The organism is Desulfuromonas acetexigens, from assembly GCF_900111775.1.
GTDB classification, from domain to species: Bacteria; Desulfobacterota; Desulfuromonadia; order Desulfuromonadales; family Trichloromonadaceae; genus Trichloromonas; species Trichloromonas acetexigens.
Genome location: NZ_FOJJ01000040.1, coordinates 1 through 17,547 on the forward strand (window position 1 = coordinate 1; position 17,547 = coordinate 17,547).

At 61.3% G+C, this 17,547-nt stretch carries 17 protein-coding genes; 11 read left to right on the top strand and 6 right to left on the bottom strand.

Translation table 11 applies throughout. The features are described from left to right. Positions 1-103: 103 nt before the first annotated feature. Positions 104-376 carry a hypothetical protein gene (locus BQ4888_RS17440; protein ID WP_140396687.1) on the bottom strand — a complete coding sequence of 91 codons (273 nt, stop codon included), beginning with the start codon at positions 374-376 and terminating at the stop codon, positions 104-106. A gap of 32 nt (positions 377-408) precedes the next feature. Continuing rightward, entirely contained in the window at positions 409-1,320 is a 912-nt protein-coding gene (locus tag BQ4888_RS15665; RefSeq protein WP_092058651.1) for a transporter, read from the bottom strand. 477 nt (positions 1,321-1,797) lie between these two features. Here BQ4888_RS15665 and trpS point away from each other — a divergent pair, with 477 nt between their 5' ends. Then, on the top strand, positions 1,798-2,763 hold the full coding sequence (gene trpS / locus BQ4888_RS15670; RefSeq protein WP_092058377.1) for a tryptophan--tRNA ligase: 966 nt from the start codon (positions 1,798-1,800) through the stop codon (positions 2,761-2,763). Positions 2,764-2,857: 94 nt separating this feature from the next. After that, a complete protein-coding gene (locus BQ4888_RS15675) occupies positions 2,858-3,040 on the top strand; it encodes a hypothetical protein (RefSeq protein ID WP_092058379.1) in 183 nt (60 codons plus the stop codon). Between the two features lie 4 nt (positions 3,041-3,044). Here BQ4888_RS15675 and BQ4888_RS15680 read toward each other — a convergent pair whose 3' ends face one another. Continuing rightward, positions 3,045-3,227 (bottom strand): DUF4177 domain-containing protein, encoded by a 183-nt coding sequence (locus BQ4888_RS15680; protein WP_092058381.1) that lies wholly within the window; start codon positions 3,225-3,227, stop codon positions 3,045-3,047. 572 nt (positions 3,228-3,799) lie between these two features. Between BQ4888_RS15680 and BQ4888_RS15685 the strand changes: the two genes are divergently transcribed. The 5 genes from BQ4888_RS15685 (at position 3,800) to BQ4888_RS17735 (ending at position 8,767) form a co-directional block, all read left to right on the top strand. Then, positions 3,800-4,066: a DUF485 domain-containing protein gene (locus BQ4888_RS15685; protein WP_092058383.1), complete on the top strand. Its 267-nt coding sequence runs from the start codon at positions 3,800-3,802 to the stop codon at positions 4,064-4,066. 14 nt (positions 4,067-4,080) lie between these two features. Next, the gene (locus BQ4888_RS15690; RefSeq protein ID WP_092058385.1) at positions 4,081-6,024 is read left to right on the top strand and encodes a sodium/solute symporter; all 1,944 of its coding nucleotides are present in this window, start codon (positions 4,081-4,083) and stop codon (positions 6,022-6,024) included. Positions 6,025-6,109: 85 nt separating this feature from the next. Beyond that, positions 6,110-6,727, top strand: coding sequence for a hypothetical protein (locus BQ4888_RS15695; protein WP_092058387.1), 618 nt, complete (start codon positions 6,110-6,112; stop codon positions 6,725-6,727). Beyond that, positions 6,724-7,632 (top strand): selenium metabolism-associated LysR family transcriptional regulator, encoded by a 909-nt coding sequence (locus tag BQ4888_RS15700; protein ID WP_240746367.1) that lies wholly within the window; start codon positions 6,724-6,726, stop codon positions 7,630-7,632. The genes BQ4888_RS15695 and BQ4888_RS15700 overlap by 4 nt, the downstream gene beginning before the upstream one ends. Positions 7,633-7,795: 163 nt before the next feature. Then, on the top strand, positions 7,796-8,767 hold the full coding sequence (locus tag BQ4888_RS17735; protein ID WP_092058390.1) for a MauE/DoxX family redox-associated membrane protein: 972 nt from the start codon (positions 7,796-7,798) through the stop codon (positions 8,765-8,767). A gap of 83 nt (positions 8,768-8,850) precedes the next feature. Here the strand turns inward: BQ4888_RS17735 and asnS are convergent, their stop codons facing one another. Both asnS and BQ4888_RS15715 read right to left on the bottom strand, forming a co-directional pair. Then, positions 8,851-10,248: an asparagine--tRNA ligase gene (gene asnS, locus BQ4888_RS15710; protein ID WP_092058391.1), complete on the bottom strand. Its 1,398-nt coding sequence runs from the start codon at positions 10,246-10,248 to the stop codon at positions 8,851-8,853. Positions 10,249-10,424: 176 nt separating this feature from the next. After that, entirely contained in the window at positions 10,425-12,011 is a 1,587-nt protein-coding gene (locus BQ4888_RS15715) for a peptide chain release factor 3 (RefSeq protein WP_092058393.1), read from the bottom strand. Between the two features lie 211 nt (positions 12,012-12,222). Here BQ4888_RS15715 and BQ4888_RS15720 point away from each other — a divergent pair, with 211 nt between their 5' ends. From BQ4888_RS15720 to BQ4888_RS15735, 4 genes are all read left to right on the top strand, one after another. Continuing rightward, positions 12,223-12,525 (top strand): hypothetical protein, encoded by a 303-nt coding sequence (locus BQ4888_RS15720; RefSeq protein ID WP_092058396.1) that lies wholly within the window; start codon positions 12,223-12,225, stop codon positions 12,523-12,525. A 98-nt stretch (positions 12,526-12,623) separates the two neighbouring features. Then, a complete protein-coding gene (gene malQ, locus BQ4888_RS15725) occupies positions 12,624-14,129 on the top strand; it encodes a 4-alpha-glucanotransferase (RefSeq protein ID WP_092058398.1) in 1,506 nt (501 codons plus the stop codon). Between the two features lie 19 nt (positions 14,130-14,148). Further along, entirely contained in the window at positions 14,149-14,406 is a 258-nt protein-coding gene (locus BQ4888_RS15730; protein ID WP_240746368.1) for a hypothetical protein, read from the top strand. Then, a complete protein-coding gene (locus BQ4888_RS15735; protein ID WP_092058400.1) occupies positions 14,403-14,906 on the top strand; it encodes a DciA family protein in 504 nt (167 codons plus the stop codon). Before BQ4888_RS15730 ends, BQ4888_RS15735 begins: the two co-directional genes overlap by 4 nt. Positions 14,907-15,027: 121 nt before the next feature. Here the strand turns inward: BQ4888_RS15735 and BQ4888_RS15740 are convergent, their stop codons facing one another. Beyond that, positions 15,028-17,523, bottom strand: a complete 2,496-nt coding sequence (locus BQ4888_RS15740; RefSeq protein WP_170232906.1) for a spermine/spermidine synthase domain-containing protein — start codon at positions 17,521-17,523, stop codon at positions 15,028-15,030. Positions 17,524-17,547: the final 24 nt, after the last annotated feature.

Sequence of the window (17,547 nt, forward strand, 5' to 3'; positions counted from 1 at the left end):
GCACCAGGCCCAGCGAAGAGGCCTGCACCGTGCCTTTCATGGAGCTAGGCCAACGCACCCCCGATTTCAGCTTTTTGCTGAAAAACCGTGTCAAGAACTTTTTTCACTGCCCTGCTGAATAGTTACAAAAATTTAAAAACATACCCACATCTTTCCAATGCGGGTACGCGATGGACATATTCTCACGGTTCAGGGTGCCATCCGCCAAAAAGTCGATGACAGCGTCCTGCTGAAAAAACGCGCCCCCCAACTCCTCGACGCCGCCATCATACCCCCCAGGAAATCTTGGCCAAAAGCCCGTCGGCAACAATTTTGTGAAGAAGGGTCCGAAACAACCGGAGGTTTTCTGATGGGGACCGAAGGTGACATAGGCCAACCCCGCCGCCCTTCCCGCGCCCGCAAAAATTTTCAGAACAGATCAAACACCTTGCTCAGCCTGATCTCGAAGCGATAGCCGTCCGAGGGGGTGCCCTTGGGGTTTTCGTACCAGCGGTAGACGGGGTAGGTGATCAGCACGCCCGCGTTGATCGCCGTCGGCTGGTGTTTGAAGGAAAGTTTCGGGCCGACGTACCATTCCCGCTTCGAGTCGTCCCGTCGCTGATTGTTCCGCTCGCTTTCGCCGTTCCACTCGAAGAGGGATTCCACCCCGACGTCGACATATTTGTTCAAGGCCCAGGTCCAGGCGGTGTTGCAGCGAAGGCGGTCGGGATTGCGGTAGTCGTGTTCCCCTTCGGTGAAGGTGAAGTAATGGAGTTCCTGGTCGAAGCGGTGGGAACGCAAAAAGCGTGTGAGCCCGAGACCGAAGCCCGCGCCCCAGGCGCGGTTACCGAGGGAATCGACGCTTTTGTCGCTGACGTTCGCCGTCGGCAGAACGGCGGCGGTATCCACGGCCAGGCTGAAGGGCGCCCCTTTACTCTGATCGAGAAGGACCGCATGCAGACAGAGGATGGCGTCGCCAACCGAACCCAGATCCTCGGAATCCCCGGTTTTGCGGTTCTTGCGTTCGATGTCGTAAAGGGTCACCGACGAACGGATGTCCAACCCCGGAGCGAGACCGTAGCGCAGCTTAATGACGCCGATGTGTTTGGTTAGCTTTCCGTTGCCGTTCAGTTTGTCACGGTGGTAGCGCACCCCGTCCGTCTCCATGTACCGATAATGCAAGGTCGTCACCAGCTTGCCCACGGGCAAACCGAGCCCGGCAGGACCGAAGGAGGCGGCCACCAGCCCGCCGGGGCGGGCATCGTTCTTGGCCGCCCCGACCGGAGTTCCGATCAGCGCCGCCAACATACACACCGTTAAAATCCACCCGGCTCTGCTCATGCCCATCCCCTTTTTCCGGTATCCAAAATCATGCCAGTATAACCCAGCCCTCCCCTTGCCGGCTTGTGATTTTCCCCGTTGACGGATCGATGCGGAGTTGTTAATCTGCCGGCCATGAAAACGCTGACCTTCGAAAACCTGAACAGCACGAAGAATTGGTGGCGCTGGGCCTCTTTTTAGCCGGTCCGCGCGTCGATCATATTGCATCATGCCGCGAACCGAACCAGGTCGCGGAACGAATGAACCAGCACCAGCCGCGGCCAAAAACCGCGGCTTTTTTTGTTGAAATCGTCTCTCGCCCGCTCCTTGCAGTCGCTAGAGCTCGGAGAGGGCACAGAGATAACCACAAAACAAGACTTTAAAAGACTTTCTCCGCGATCTCTGCGTGCTCTAGAGAGCGAAGCGAACGGGCGCGAGGCCGCTTTGACCAATCACCAACAACCAATCACTAATCACCAATTAAACAGAGGTAACGACATGCGCGTCTTATCCGGCATCCAGCCTTCGGGCTCCCTGCACCTGGGCAACTTCTTCGGCATGATGAAGAAGATGATCGAGCACCAGGAAAACCACGAACTCTTCTGCTTTATCGCCAACTACCACGCCATGACCTCGGTCTCCGACGGCAAGGCGTTGGCCAAGGGGACGCTGGAGGCGGCGGCCAACTTCCTGGCCCTGGGGATGGACCCAGAAAAGAGCATCTTCTGGGTGCAGTCGGACGTCCCCGAAGTGCAGGAGCTGACCTGGGCGCTCTCCAACTTCACGCCGATGGGCCTGCTGGAGCGCTGCCACAGCTTCAAGGACAAGACCTCCCGTGGCATCGCCGCCAACCACGGTCTCTTCGCCTATCCGGTGCTGATGGCGGCGGATATCCTGCTCTATCAGAGCGAGAAGGTGCCGGTAGGCAAGGATCAGAAACAGCACGTGGAAGTGACCCGCGATATCGCCATCAAGTTCAACAACGAGTATGGCGACATCTTCACCCTGCCGGAACCGGAGATCGACGAGGACGTCGCCACGGTGCCGGGGCTCGACGGGCAGAAGATGAGCAAGAGCTACGGCAACACCATCGACCTCTTTCAGGAGGAAAAGGCCCTGCGCAAGCAGATCATGCGCATCGTCACCGACCCGACCCCGGTGGAAGAGCCGAAAAATCCCGACACCTGCAACGTCTTCCAGATCTACCGGCTGTTCATGGACAAGGAGCAGGAAGCTGACCTTCGCCGCCGCTACGAAGCGGGGGGGATGGGCTACGGCGAGGTCAAGGAAGAGCTGTTCGTGACGGTGCGGGATTTCTTCGCCCCCTATGCCGAACGGCGCAAGGAACTGCTGGCCAACACCGATGAACTGCGGAGCATCCTCGCGCAAGGGGCGGAGAAGGCCCGCCACACGGCGCTGAAAACCCTGCGCAAGGTGCGCAAGAAAACCGGCCTGGCCTACTGAAATCCCCCGCCGCCCTTGAGACCGGGGTGAGCTCTGGCATAATGGGGAGGCGAGCGCGACGCGAAACGGAACTCACCGAGAAAGGGAGGACACCATGGGCGTTGAGCGAAAATGGTTCTGTACCTGCGGCGGCACCCCGCTGGAACTGGAAATCCCGACCACTCCGGTCAGCGAAGATGAAGTCGACGAACCGGTCTGCCGGCGCTGCGGCGCGAGTCCCTCCTCCGATCCCCGCAAAACCCTCTACTACCAGGATGTCGAAACGCGGGAGGACTGAGTCTTCAGTCCTCCCGCTGCCGGGTAAAGAAAACGAAAGCCATGGCCGGACGCTTGCTCCCCTCGCGCATGGCAAACTGCATGCCGTCGTAGCGCCAGCCTTCGGCGACCCAGCGATTGAGAATAGCTTCCAGATTCTCGTCGGTGACCACCGACTCTTCGATGACCTTGTATTCGAGTGTCGCCATACCCATTCCCTCCCTGTCCGGTTCCCGGACTTATCTTATCGCGAAAGCCCCTCTCCCAGGCAACCCCTTCCGTCCTCCCTCCGCCCGCATTCGGTAAAAATTCTGCCGAAACAGCCCTTTATCCCCCCAAAAGAATAAGAGCGACGGAGCAGGAACGCCTTTTCGTAACGCCTTTTTAAAAAATTAACAGTTTGTTTTTCAACCTGAAAAATTTCTCTATAGCGCAGAAAACTCGCCCATCGGCCTGGGATAAAGTGCGATATTTCAAAAAAATTTATATTGACATGATTTTATAACGACGTATTATAGCGCGGACCGAAACACCCAATGGATGGCAAAATCTACCAAGGGATGACGAAAAAATCCATACTTATCAAAAAATGTTTGATCATAGGTAATTCCGCTGCCCTCCCCCGCCCTCGGGGAGGGCATATCGGCCAAAAAAGGAGGTGAAATCAAGCAGCAAAACCGGCAGCGGATCCCTTACCTCTATCTGCAAACCCTCGAAAGCAGTCGGGGCCCTCGAACCAAAACCACCCGACTTTTCCTCATCGTTTCAAAAAGGAGTAACCATGGGACACGGACCAGCAGTCAAACTCGGCAAAGACAACGCCTCGGCCTACAAAACCCGCCTGGGCGTGCAAATGTTCATCTTCTACACCCTCTTTTACGCAGGCTTCATGCTCATCAACACGGTCAAACCCTCACTCATGGAAATGACCATCGGCGGCGTCAACCTGGCGATCATCTACGGCCTCGGCCTGATCGTCTGTGCCTTCATCCTGGCCATGATCTACAACCGTCTCTGCACCGCGGCAGAGACGCGCATGAATAAATAAGGGGGATTTAACCAATGATCTACGCACAGTCTCCGTTGGCTATCGCCCTCTTTCTCGGTTTCGTTCTCTTTGTCGTTGGCCTCTCCTTCTACCTGGGGCGCCGCACCACCTCGTCAGCCGGCTACTATGCCGCCGGCGGCAACATCCACTGGTTCACCAATGGTATAGCCTTCGCCGGCGACTACCTCTCGGCCGCGTCGTTCCTCGGCATCTGCGGCATGATCGCCACCGCCGGTTATGATGGCTGGATGTACGCCATCGGTTACCTGGCGGGTTGGATGGTCGCCCTCTTCCTGGTCGCGGAGCCGATGAAGCGCCTGGGTAAATACACCTTTACCGACGCCCTCGACTCCAAATTCAACAGCAAGGGCATCCAGCTGATGGCCGCCATCAGCACCCTGATCGTCTCGGTCTTCTACCTGATTCCGCAGATGGTCGGTGCCGGCACCCTGGTGACCCCGCTCCTCGGCCTGCCCCATGCCGCCGGCGTCATCATCGTCGGCGTGGTCGTGACCATCATCGTCGCCACCGCCGGTATGGCCTCGACCACCTACGTGCAGTTCATGAAGGGCGGTCTGCTGATTATCTTCTCCACCATCCTGGTCATCGCCGTCCTCACTCGCGGCCTCTCCACCGCTCCCGACCAGGGCGGCGACAAGCCTTACCACAACTTCGTCACCCTGCAGGCGACGATGACCGAAAGCGGCAGCCTGGAAGTTTCCGAGGCTGGCTACGCCCCTGCCGCCGACTGGAATTCTTCGGCCCTGCGCGAAGCCGGTTTCGTTAAATTGACCAAGGACGGCATCCCCAGCATCTGGGTAATGAAAGAGACCAGCGCCGGCACCTTCGAACTGGAGGAAACCCTCTACAAGGCGACCCTCGCCAATGGTGAAACCTCCTACAACGGCGGCACTGCCGAAGAAGGCAAGTTCTTCCCCGTCGGCCACATGAAGGAAATCAACTACAAAGGTGAAACCGTCGCCGAGACCGGCGCCATCGGCCCCTTCGCCTTCCTCAAAACCATGCAGAACAGCACCGTCGTTCTCTGGGGATCGAAGATCATCAAGGACGCCGGCGACACCTACACCATCTATTACCAGAAGCCGACTCCCGGCAGCCAGGTGCTGCGCCCGGGCCTGAAGTTCAAGGTCGATAACGCCACCTTCTCCCAGAAATTCAACTTCATCTCGTTGATGCTGGCGCTCTTCTGCGGTACCGCCGCCCTGCCCCACATCCTGATCCGCTACTACACCGTGCCGAGCCAGGCTGCGGCCCGTAAGTCGACCATCGTCGCCATCGCCGCCATCGGCTTCTTCTACATCCTCACGGTCTTCATGGGCATCGGCGCCATGACCAACGGCGTCATCAACATCATGGACAACAACATGTCCGCCCCGCTGTTGGCTCTTTCCTTCGGCGTGGTACTCTTCGCGATCATCTCGTCCATCGCCTTCGCCACCGTCCTCGGCACCGTCTCCGGTCTGATCGTCGCCGCCTCCGGCGCTGTCGCCCACGACCTGATGGACAACTTCCTTGGCATGAAGATGACCGACACGGGCAAGGTTCTGGCGGGCAAGATCTCGGCCGTGGTCGTCGGCTGCATCGCCATCTACCTGGGCATCGTCTTCGAGGGGATGAACGTCTCCTTCCTCGTCGGCTGGGCCTTCGCCCTGGCGGCTTCCGCCAACCTGCCGGCGATCCTGATGCTGCTCTTCTGGAAGAAGACGACCGCCAAGGGTGTGGCCTGGTCGATCGGCGTCGGCCTGGTTTCGGCCATGGGCCTGATTCTCATCAGCCCTGACATGTACATCCGCTACGGCCTGCTCCCCAGCGACGCGCCGATCTCCTTCAACAGCCCGGCGGCGATTTCCATCCCCCTGAGCTTCCTTGCCCTGGTGATCGTCTCGCTGATGACCCAGAAGGACGTGGTCCCCGAAGAAGCGGCCGAAACCGCCTGATTTTAAATGGGGTTGTCAGCAACCCAGCGATTTGCCATACTGTGGGCCGCCCTCAAGGCGGCCCACTTTTTTTCGAGGATTGCCCATGAAACGTTTTCGCTTTACTCTGCTCGCCATCTGCCTGGTCCTCCTCTTTCTCGGTTGGACGGAGATTTCCTTCTTTCTGCGCAACCGCGCACCCCTGGCGGTGACCATCACCGAACTGGAACAAGGCGCCGAAACCCGGGAATGGCTCCATATCACCGGCGGCAGCCTCGATCTTCTCGGGGCAATTTCCACCTCGGGGAGCATCGAACTCGACGCCCTGCTCATTCCCTTAAAGAGCGACCCCGCCGCCCCTGGCTTTCAGGTGCTGGTCGAAACCCGCGACCCGGCCCTGCTCGACCTCTTCGGCACCTATCATTTCCGCCAGGATTCGGAAACGGAGCAACGGCGTTTTCTTGAAGAAAACCGTGAACGCTTCACCATCCGCCGCGACCTGACCGGCACCAAAGTCGGCGGCCTGATCGCCAGCGGCAACCGCGACAAGCTCGTGAAGTTGACCCAGGAACTCGGCACGCCCGTGGCGGAAAACATCCTTTTCGTTTCCGAGGGCAAAGAACCGGGCAAATGGCGGGGCTTCTTCTTTTTCGGCGTCGGACTCCTCGGGCTGCTCAAGGTTCTGCTCAAATGGCCTAAAGCGTCGCCCCCCGAATCGGTATGAGCGACGGCGCGCTGATCGACATTCGCCGCCTGGAAATTTTCTGCCGGGTCGTCGAACAGCAAAGCTTCACCAAGGCGGCAGAGGCGACCCTGCTGGCACAGCCGACGGTGAGCGAGCACATTCGTCTGCTGGAAGAATCCCTCGGCGAAAAGCTCCTCGACCGCCTCGGCCGCCAGGTTCTGCCCACCCCCGCCGGTGACATTCTCTACCGCTACGCCCGCCGCATGCTGCGACTGCGGGACGAAGCGGTGCAGGCCCTGGCCGACTTTCGCGGAAAACTCTCCGGCCATCTGACCATCGGTGCCAGCACCATCCCCGGGGCCTACCTGCTGCCGCCGCTGATCCGTCGTTTCAAGGAAGAGCATCCAGAGATCCGCCTGACCCTGCGTATCGCCGGCAGCGGCCGGATTCGCCAGGACCTGGCTCAGGGCGAGCTGGAATTGGCGATTATCGGCGACCAGGGCAGACATCCGGATCTGACGGCCCGGGAAATCTTCGCCGATGAACTGATCCTGGCGGCGCCCCCCGGCCACCCCCTGACCCGGCAGGAGAAAGTCGCCCCCGCCGACCTTTGCCGCCACCCTTTCCTGATGCGGGAAGAAGGTTCCGGCACCCGCGACGTCATGACCCGCGCCCTCGGCGAAGCGGGGTTCGACCCGGCGCGGCTCGACGTCGTCGCCGAGATGGGGAGCAGCGACGCCATCCGGCAGGGGATCAAAGCCGGGCTCGGCCTCTCCATCCTCTCCAACCTGGCAGTGGAAGAGGATCTGAAAAACGGCGCCCTGGTGCGGATTCCCCTAACCGGCGTGCCCATGACCCGCCCCTTTTATCTGGTTCAGCGCAAGAATCGCCAACTCACCCCCCTGGCGCAAACCTTCCTCGATTTCCTTCCGGCCCACCCCTAGAGCCCCACGCGTCGTCAGCCTCGCCCACATCGACAGAACGCCCCCGCAATAGCTTTTACCTATCGCAAGCATCATTTCTTTCACGATTTCCTATTTGCTTCCCGGCGCCGGTTCGGTTAGCGTTGCGCCCGTTCTCGATTCGACTTCATCCCGGGGAAACACCATGTCTTCATCCCGCTTGCCGGGCCTGGCCAATCTTCTCCTGCGCCTCTTTCTGGGGGGATTGTTCCTCTGGTCGGGGGTGGTCAAGCTGGCCGATCCAAAAGCCTTCGCTGCCGTTATCTCCCGCTACGACCTGGTGCCCGAACCCTTACTGCCGGTTGTCGCCATCGGCCTCCCTTTGCTTGAAGTGCTGGCGGGACTGGCGACGGCCCTGAATCGGCGCGGCGGACTGGAGGGGATCGTCGCCATGCTGCTCCTTTTCATCGCCGTCCTCTGGTTCGGCATCCTGCACAATCTCGACATCGACTGCGGCTGTTTTTCCAGCGCCGAACTGGGTGAACAGGACGGTCTGCGCGAAGCCTTCATCCGCGACTGGTTCTTGCTGGCTTTGGCCTTTTATCTGCTGTACGTCCGTTACCGGCACAGCCGGCCACGAACCCAACCCCATCCCAAGGAGACCAACATGAAAAAACTGGCTGCCATCCTCTTTCTCGCCGTCGCTCTCGGCGCTTCCGCCACCGCTCCCGCCCAGGCCGCCTGGGGCAAAAAGGAAGTGGAAACGGAAAAAATTGCCGCGACCTTCGCCCGTGAAGTCGCGCGCGGCGGCTACGGTATCGTCACCACCGATGAACTGAACGGCTGGGTCAAGGAAAACAAGGCGATGCTCATCATCGACACCATGCCCTTCGCCGACAGCTACGTGAAGCAGCACATACCCGGCGCGACGCAGTTCGAGTTCCCCATCCCGGAAATGACCGAGATCGACGAGGCGACCCAGGCCAAATTCCTGGAACTGCTCGGACCCGATCTGAATCGCCCTCTGGTCTTCTACTGCGGCTTCACCAAATGCACCCGCTCCCACAACGGCGCCCTGTGGGCGGTCAAACTCGGCTACACCAATGTCTACCGCTGCCCTGGCGGCATCAAGGCCTGGGACGAAGCGGGCTTCCCGGTGGCCAAGGGCGAAAAGTAGATCAACCCCTTTGCCCAACGCAAAAATCCCCTCCGGCCGGTGCCGCGAGGGGATTTTTGCGTTGAATCCATCGAGAAGGATTTTCAAAACTTGGCGTTGCCCGGGGTGCGCGGAAAAGGGATGACGTCGCGGATGTTTTCCATACCGGTCAGATACATGATCAGGCGCTCGAAGCCGAGACCGAAACCGGCGTGGGGACAACTCCCCCAGCGGCGGATGTCGAGGTACCAGGGGAGGCTTTCCGGCACGATCTTACACGCCGCCATGCGTTGCAACAGCACGTCGTGCCGGTCCTCCCGCTGGCTGCCACCGATGATCTCGCCAACCCGGGGAACGAGGAGGTCCATGGCCGCCACGGTCTTGCCGTCGTCATTGAGGCGCATGTAAAAAGCCTTGATCGCCGCCGGATAGTCGGTGACGAAGACCGGCCCGCCCACCACTTTTTCCGTCAGATAGCGCTCGTGTTCCGATTGCAGGTCGCAGCCCCACTCCACCGGAAATTCGAAGCTCTGGCCGGAGCTTTGCAGCCTCTCGACCGCTTCGCTGTAACTGATGCGCTCGAAGCGGGCCGTGGCCAGGGCTTCGAGCTTGGCGAGCAGCCCCTTTTCGACCCGCTCGTCGAAAAAAGCAAGGTCTTCGCCGCATTCATTGAGGGCGAAGGTCACCAGGTAGCGGAGGAAATCCTCGGCCAGGGCGCAGTCGCCGGCGAGATCGCAGAAGGCCATCTCCGGCTCGATCATCCAGAATTCCGAAGCGTGGCGGCTGGTGTGGGAGTTTTCGGCACGAAAGGTCGGGCCGAAGGTGTAGATGTCGGCAAAGGCGGTGGCGAAGAGTTCCCCCTGCAACTGGCCGCTGACGGTCAATCCGGCCTTTTCGCCGAAGAAATCCTCGGCCCAGTCGACCTTCGCCTCCTTGACGGGTGGCTTCAGGGGATCGAGGGTGGTGACCCGGAACATCTCCCCGGCCCCTTCGCAGTCGTTGGCGGTGATGATCGGGGTGTGAACGTAGAGGAAGCCCCGTTCGCGGAAGAAGTTGTGGATGGCGAAAGAGAGGGCGCTGCGCACCCGAAAGACCGCGCCGAAGGTATTGGAGCGCGGGCGCAGGTGGGCGATGGTGCGCAGGTATTCGAGGCTGTGGCGCTTTTTCTGCAGAGGGTACTCTTCATCGGCATCGCCGAGGATCTCGACCCGCGCCGCCTTCACCTCCCAGCGCTGGCCGGACGCCGGCGACGGCACCAGCGTGCCGGCGACAGCGACGCAGGCGCCGGTGCCAAGGCGGGCGGCCTCTTCGAAACCAGCCATGGTTGGCTCCAGCACGATCTGGATGGAGGCAAAGCAGGAGCCGTCGTTGAGGGCGAGAAAAGCCACCTCCTTGCTCCGGCGTACCGTCCGCACCCAGCCCTTGACGCAGAGTTCGGAAACCTCCCGCTCGGCAGCCAGGGCGTCCTTAATCCGGGTCCGAGGCGGATATATCGTCGTCATTAGCCGACTCCTTTGCAGAAAAATCGCGGCAGAAAAAGCGGCCTCTCGCCCGCTCCTTACAGTCGCTAGAGCACGCGGAGAACACAGAGAACCCCGAAATTTCTGAAGATTTTCTCTGCGTCCTCTGCGTGCTCAAGAGAGCGAAGCGAACGGGAGCGAGGCCGCTTTTGCCCTTATCAGTTATGCTCCCGCGTCTTGTGGAACTTCACCTCCGGCCACTGCTCGGCGACGTGGCCGAGGCGCCAATCGCTGGAGGCGAGGTAGGTCAGATTGCCTTCGGCGTCGAGGGCCAGGCTGCCCTGGTTTTTCTTCTCGAACTCGGCCAGCTTCTTCTTGTCTGCGCACTCGATCCAGCGAGCGGTGGCGTATTCGATCCCTTCGTAGAGGGCGTCGACCCCGTATTCGTTTTTGAGACGCGAGACGATGACATCGAACTGCAAGACGCCGACGGCGCCGAGGATGTAGTCGGAAGAGATTAACGGCCGGAAGAGCTGCACTGCCCCCTCCTCGGCGAGCTGCACCAGCCCCTTTTCCAGCTGCTTGACCTTGAGCGGATTCTTCAGCCGAACCCGACGGAAATGTTCCGGGGCGAAGCTGGGGATGCCGGTGAACTTGAGGGGTTCCTTGTCGGTGAAGGTGTCGCCGATCTTGATGGTGCCGTGGTTATGCACGCCGATGATGTCGCCGGGGTAGGCCTCCTCGACATTGCTGCGGTCCTGGGCCATGAAGATGGTGGCGTTAGAGACGTTGATATCCTTGCCGATGCGGTGGTGGCGCATCTTCATCCCCCGGGTGAATTTGCCGGAGCAGATGCGCATGAAAGCGATGCGGTCGCGATGCATCGGGTCCATGTTCGCCTGGATCTTGAAGACGAAACCGGAAAAGGCCTCTTCGTAGGGGGAAACTTCGCGGGTGGTCGTCTGCCGGGCGCTGGGACCCGGAGCCAGCTCGACGAAGGCGTCGAGCAGTTCGCGCACGCCAAAGTTGTTGATGGCACTGCCGAAGAAGACCGGGGTCTGGTTGCCCTTCAGGTACTCTTCCAGTTCGAAGGGATTGGCCGCCCCTTCAAGCAGCTCGATGTCGTGACGCAACTCTTCGGCCTGGCTGCCGAGCAGCTGATCCAACTGGGGATCGCTCAGGTCGGTGATGCGCAAAAGGTCGCTGCCGCGGGTTTCCTTCCCGGGAGAGAAAAGGAGCAACTCCTTGCGGTAGAGGTTGTAGGTCCCCTTGAAGCGCTTGCCCATGCCGATAGGCCAGGAGAGGGGCGCGCATTCGACCTGCAGAGTTTCCTCGATGTCGGCGAGCAGATCGAGGGGTTCGAGCCCCTCCCGGTCGAGCTTGTTGATGAAGGTGATGATGGGGGTGTTGCGCATGCGGCAGACTTCCATCAGCTTGCGGGTCTGGGTTTCGACCCCCTTGGCGCTGTCGATGACCATCAGCGCCGAGTCGACGGCGGTCAGCACCCGGTAGGTGTCCTCGGAGAAATCCTGGTGGCCGGGGGTATCGAGGAGGTTGACCTCGTAATCGCGGTAGTTGAATTTCATCACCGAGCTGGTAACCGAAATACCGCGCTCCTGCTCCATCGCCATCCAGTCGCTGGTGGCGTGGCGGGCGGCCTTGCGCGCCTTGACCGCCCCGGCCATCTGGATGGCGCCGCCGAAAAGGAGCAGTTTTTCCGTGAGGGTGGTTTTCCCGGCGTCGGGGTGACTGATAATGCCGAAGGTGCGACGGCAATCGACTTCCTGCTGGTTGTATTTCTGCAAAACGTACTCCATGAACAAAGGTGAAACGATCGGGACAAACAAAAAGCGGGCCGCTAGGCAGCCCGTGCAGCGTGAAATAATACAACAAGCCGGGGCGCTCCGTCAATCGGCGAGATGGCCAAACCCTTCAGAAAACACGGAGATTGACGTTGACCACGGGGGGCGCGAAAGGTATCATTGACCACTCGAAAAACTCACCAAGGAGGTCGGCATGGCGGAATTTACTACCCAGGAATTCTATGAACGGTTGGCCGGCATCCGCCTGCGCCGAAAGTTCCTCTGGTCGGTCTTTTTCAGCTACATCCCGGTTATCTGGATCGCCCTGAAGATCGGCGGCGACGGGCTGGCCATCGGCGTCGGCATATTCTGGCTGATCCTCGCCTCCATCGGCGGGGTGATGGTCAGCTTCAGCCTCTGTCCGCGCTGCGGTAACCGCTTTCACATGAAGGGGCTCTCCACCTCCTGGGGCAGCCACTGCGTCCACTGCAAACTGAGCCTGAAGGAACGGTCGTGAGGGGTAAGAGATGATGAGTGAAGGGTAAAGACCTTCTCCTCACCCCTCACACTTCACTCCTAACGCCTCACCTTCCCTCTCCATAACGAGTCCCAGCCATGCCCATTCCCCGCTCCAGCGGCGTTCTGCTTCACCCCACTTCCCTGCCCGGCCGCTTCGGTCTCGGTGACCTCGGCGGAGAAGCCTTTGCTTTTGTCGATTTTCTTGCCGCCGCCGGGCAGAGCTGGTGGCAGATTCTGCCTCTCGGTCCCACCGGTTACGGCCATTCCCCCTACAGCGCCTACTCCGCCTTCGCCGGCAATCCCCTGCTGATCAGCCTGGAGCGGCTGGTGGAATGCGGCGAACTGGAGGCGGCCGACATCGGCGGTATCGCCATGGCCGAAGGGGTCGCCCATTTCGGCTTCGTCCAGGGGCTCAAGGAGCGCCTGCTGCGCAAGGCCGCCCGGACCTTCGCCGCCGAGGCCCCGAGACCCCGACGGGACGCCTTCGACCGCTTCTGTCTCGACCAGGCTTTCTGGCTCAACGATCACGCCATTTTCCAGGCTCTGCGCCGCCAGTTCAAGGATCAGTCCTGGAGCCGCTGGCCGGAAGGGATCCGCCGCCGCGAGCAGAGCGCCCTGCATCATTGGGGGTCGGAGCTGGCCGAGGCGATCCATGTCCACAAATATGCCCAGTTCGTCTTTTTCGAGCAGTGGCACATCCTCAAGGATTACGCCAACCGCAAGGGCGTCGGCCTGATCGGCGACATCCCCATCTTCGTCGCCTTCGATTCCGCCGACGTCTGGGCCAATCCTGAGCTTTTCCATCTCGATGCAACGGAGCAACCGACGGTCGTCGCCGGGGTGCCCCCCGACTACTTCAGCAAAACAGGCCAGCGCTGGGGCAATCCCCTCTATCGCTGGGAGCGGATGGTCGAGGACGACTTCGCCTGGTGGCTGACCCGTTTCCGGGCCAACCTCGCCCTCACCGACCTGGTGCGTATCGACCACTTTCGCGGTTTCGAGGCCTGCTGGACGATTCCCGCCGAGGAGCCGACCGCCGTCAACGGGAGTTGGGAGCCGGTGCCGGGGACGGCGCTCTTCAACCGACTGCGCCAGGAGTTGGGTGAAGATCTGCCGCTCATCGCCGAGGATCTCGGCATCATCACCCCCGAGGTGGAAGCGCTCCGCGACGGCTTTGGCCTGCCGGGAATGAAGATTCTGCACTTCGCCTTTGGCGGCGATGCCGACAACCCCTACCTGCCCCACAATCTGACCCGCGACTGCGTCGTCTACACCGGCACCCACGACAACGACACCAGTCTCGGCTGGTGGAAATCCCTCGCCAAGGCCGAACGGGACCGGGTGCGGGAGTACCTCGGCCACGGCGGGCGGGAGATGCCCTGGGATCTGATCCGCCTGGCCCAGGCGAGCGTCGCCCAACTCTGCATCCTCCCCCTGCAGGATCTTCTCGGTCTCGGCGCCGACGCCCGCATGAACACCCCCGGCCTGGCCACCGGCAACTGGGGCTGGCGCTACCGTCCCGGGGATCTCAAGCCGGAAATCGCCGAACGTCTTTCCCGGCTCGCCGCCGTCTACGGCCGCGTCCGTCGCCCGTTATCCTGATGGGTTGAGAGGATCGCACTTGATATCCGCCCAGGCCATGCATCTGACCAACCTGCTCTGCTTCGCTTTCTTCGCCAACCTGCCCCTGGGCTACCTGCGCGAATCGAGCCGCAAGTTCTCTCTGCGCTGGTTCGTCTACATCCACATCTCCATCCCTTTCATTCTGGCCATGCGCATCAGCTATGACTTCGGCTGGGAGGCCGTCCCTTTCACCTTGGCCTGCGCCCTGGCCGGGCAAATGCTGGGGGGGAGCATCAAGCGCAGGCGCCGGCCGTGAGTCGGGAAAGCCGCCCGCGCATGCGCCGGGCCGCCCGCATCGGCGCCCTGGTCGAGGATGTCCTTCACGCCCGGGGTTTCGAGGACAAGATCCGCGAATACCGCACCTGGCTGATCTGGGATGAAACCGTCGGCCCGCAAATCGCCGCCCGCGCCCGACCGGTGCGCATCCGCGACGGGGTGCTGGAAATCCGCGTCGACCAGCCGGTATGGATGCAACAGTTGCAGCTGATGAAGCCGATGCTCCTCGGCCGTCTCAATGACCGCCTGGGGGGCGCGGTGCTCCGCGACCTCTTCCTGCGCCAGGGGAAGAATGCGCCGGTCGTCCCCCCGCCCGTCCCTCCAGCCCCGCCCGCCTGGCTCAAGGTCGCGCTCGATGACAACGATCGGGCGGAGATCGAAGCCACCCTCGGCTCCCTTGACGATCCCGAACTGAAAGAACAACTGCGCCGCGTCCTCACCCGCCAGAAACAGCTCAGTAAAAGTAAAGGCGGTTCCTGAAGCGAACCGCCTGCCTTTGCTACCACTGCCCCCCCTCGAAGACGAAGAAAGGTAAGGAGTGAGGGGTAAGGGGTAAAGATCTTCTCCTCACACCTAACGCCTCACTCCTCACGGTTTCAAGCTATAACTCCTCGGCCATTTTCATGAAATGTTCCGCCTCCTGCTTGCGGCCGACCTTGGCGTAGCCGCCGGCGAGGTCGCGCAGGGCCAGGGCGACGGCGGTGCGATTTGCGCCGAGGTTGTCAAGAGGGAGGAAAATCTTTTCGGCGGCCGATTTCAAGGCCTGCATGTTTTCCCGCTGGAACCGGCCCAGGGTATTTTTCCCGATATTGTGCCGGGCGGAATATTCGAGAATCGACCGGTCGTCGGTGTTGAGCACCGTCCCCGCACTGAAGGTACGCAGCGCCTCCTCGGTAAAGAGGAAGTGTCCGGCCACCAACTCTCCCGGGCTCTCCACCTGGGCCAGCGTCAGGGCCGCGCCGATAGCCGGAACCGCCAGGCGTTGCGCCAGGCGCTGATAGTCCATGACCAGCGGTTGCCGCGAGCCGACCAGAATCAGGTCCGAGCCCGAGGTGTAAACGAGGGCGTGGGGAAAGACTTGGAGAAAGGTGCGGCAGGCGATACGCAGATTTTCCGTGGTGATGTCGTAGAGGCCGAGCCACTGGCAGAAAATGCCGTCCGCCGCCAGCCGCCGTGCCGCCAGCCGGTAAAAATCGAGAGTGAAGAGATTGGCATTGCCGGTCTGCCAGGGATTGGAGGGCTCGGAGACGATAACATCGTAACTTTGCCGTTCCGTGAGGAGCAGGTTGCGCCCATCCTCGACCAGCAGGCGCACCTTGGGATCATCCAGCACCCGGCCGTTGGCCTCGGCAAAATACGCCGAGGCTTTAACCACTTCCGGCGAAATCTCGACGCAGTCGATGGCCTCCGTCGGGTGGGCGGAAAGTCCGCGCAAGGAGATCCCCGTCCCCAGGCCGATGACCAACGCCCGCCGGGGCTGCGGATGAAGAAGCATGGGCAGGTGGCTGACCAGGAGCTGCGTCCCCATATCGCGCCCGGTGCCGCCGTCGGTCTTGCCGTTCACGGTAAAGAAACGCATCTGCCCATCCAGGCTTTCATGTACCGCCACGGTCGTGTCGGTCCCTTCGATGACGTCGATGATTCGCTCCTCGCTCAGCACCTTCTCCAGCCCGCCCATCTCCAGGTATTTTTCCGCGTAGCAATAAATGCCGCTGTTCATCCAGGCCGGATTCCAGGCGGCCGGCAACGCCACGGCGGAGAATCCCGCCAAGGCCAGGGCCGGTACCGCGAGACGCCCGGCGCGGCAGGCCCGGAAACGGACAAAGAGCGCCAGCCCGGAAAGGATATTGAGGGCGGCGAGCAGGCGGAAGCTGTTCTGGATGCCGAGCTGGGGAATGAGGACAAAGCCGGCGAGGAGACTGCCCAGGACCGCCCCCAGGGTGTTATGCAGCACGATCAGGCCGACGCCACGCCCGGTCTGCTCGGGGCCGGGGGCGAGCATGGCCACCGCCGCCGGCAGCAGGGAGCCGGAAAGGAGGGTCGGTACGCACATGACGGCAAAGGCGATGAGGAAATAGCCGAGGGTCAGAAACCACCAGTGCTCCCCCGCCAGATCGTGCGCGGCAAGAAAAACGTGGGCGAGGCGGTCATAGAAAGGGACGGTCAAAGCCACCGAGGCGCCCATGCCGACGGTAAGCAGGGCGAAGAGCGCGGGGATGTTCGTGGTTCGGCGAATCCGCCGGGCGTAGATGGCGCCGCCCAGGGCGATCCCCACCAGATAGGCGCTGAGCATGGTGGCGAAAGCGTAGCTGGTGTTGCCGAGGAAGAGGAGCAGCACCCGCGTCCAGAGGATTTCGTAAGCCAAACCGTAAGCGCCGATGAGCATGACGCTGACCAGCAGAAAGGCGAAACCGGTCAGCGGCTGCAGGGGCGTCTCCGGAGCCGGGGGAAGAGCGACCCCTTCCGCCCTCCGGCAGATTTTCCGTGCCAGCTGCCAGGCGAGAAGAGCAATGAGCCCATTGACCGCGACCCCGAGATACCCCGTCAAAGACAGACCAAAATACGGAATCAGCAGATAGCCCGCCCCGAAAGCGCCGAGGGTCGCCCCCAGGGTGTTGAGGGCGTAGAGCTTGCCGATTTCGCCGCTCAAGCGTCTTTTGACGAAAAAGCGGCACATGATCGGCAGGGTGCCGCCCATGCAGACCGCCGGCGGCAAGAGCAGCAGCGCCGCCAGGGTCAAATGCAGCAGGGTCGTCAAGCCGGGATGATCGGGCAAGGCCTGGCGCGAGCGGATGTAGACCGCCTCGACCAGATCGAGGGCTTGCGGAAAGGTCAGGGCGAAGAGAGCGATGCCCCCTTCGAGCAGGGCATAGACCAGCAGCAGGCGCCGGTTACGGTCGGCGTAACGACCCAGCAACAGACTGCCGCCGGCAAGCCCCGCCATGAAGGTGGCGGTCACCAGACTGACCACTTCGATGGTGGCGCCGAAGGTCAGAATCAGGTACTTGGTCCAGAGTACCTCGTAGACCAGGGCAACACAGCCGGAGAGGGCAAAGAGCGTATAAATCAGGCGTTTCTGACCAGGGGACAGGTCCATGGGATAACTCCCTAGCGAAAGAGA

Coding starts and splice junctions, on each gene's coding strand:
- BQ4888_RS15665 (WP_092058651.1), bottom strand. CDS start 1,320: ATGAGCAGAGCCGGGTGGATTTTAACGGTGTGTATGTTGGCGGCGCTG.
- trpS (WP_092058377.1), top strand. CDS start 1,798: ATGCGCGTCTTATCCGGCATCCAGCCTTCGGGCTCCCTGCACCTGGGC.
- BQ4888_RS15675 (WP_092058379.1), top strand. CDS start 2,858: ATGGGCGTTGAGCGAAAATGGTTCTGTACCTGCGGCGGCACCCCGCTG.
- BQ4888_RS15680 (WP_092058381.1), bottom strand. CDS start 3,227: ATGGCGACACTCGAATACAAGGTCATCGAAGAGTCGGTGGTCACCGAC.
- BQ4888_RS15685 (WP_092058383.1), top strand. CDS start 3,800: ATGGGACACGGACCAGCAGTCAAACTCGGCAAAGACAACGCCTCGGCC.
- BQ4888_RS15690 (WP_092058385.1), top strand. CDS start 4,081: ATGATCTACGCACAGTCTCCGTTGGCTATCGCCCTCTTTCTCGGTTTC.
- BQ4888_RS15695 (WP_092058387.1), top strand. CDS start 6,110: ATGAAACGTTTTCGCTTTACTCTGCTCGCCATCTGCCTGGTCCTCCTC.
- BQ4888_RS15700 (WP_240746367.1), top strand. CDS start 6,724: ATGAGCGACGGCGCGCTGATCGACATTCGCCGCCTGGAAATTTTCTGC.
- BQ4888_RS17735 (WP_092058390.1), top strand. CDS start 7,796: ATGTCTTCATCCCGCTTGCCGGGCCTGGCCAATCTTCTCCTGCGCCTC.
- asnS (WP_092058391.1), bottom strand. CDS start 10,248: ATGACGACGATATATCCGCCTCGGACCCGGATTAAGGACGCCCTGGCT.
- BQ4888_RS15720 (WP_092058396.1), top strand. CDS start 12,223: ATGGCGGAATTTACTACCCAGGAATTCTATGAACGGTTGGCCGGCATC.
- malQ (WP_092058398.1), top strand. CDS start 12,624: ATGCCCATTCCCCGCTCCAGCGGCGTTCTGCTTCACCCCACTTCCCTG.
- BQ4888_RS15740 (WP_170232906.1), bottom strand. CDS start 17,523: ATGGACCTGTCCCCTGGTCAGAAACGCCTGATTTATACGCTCTTTGCC.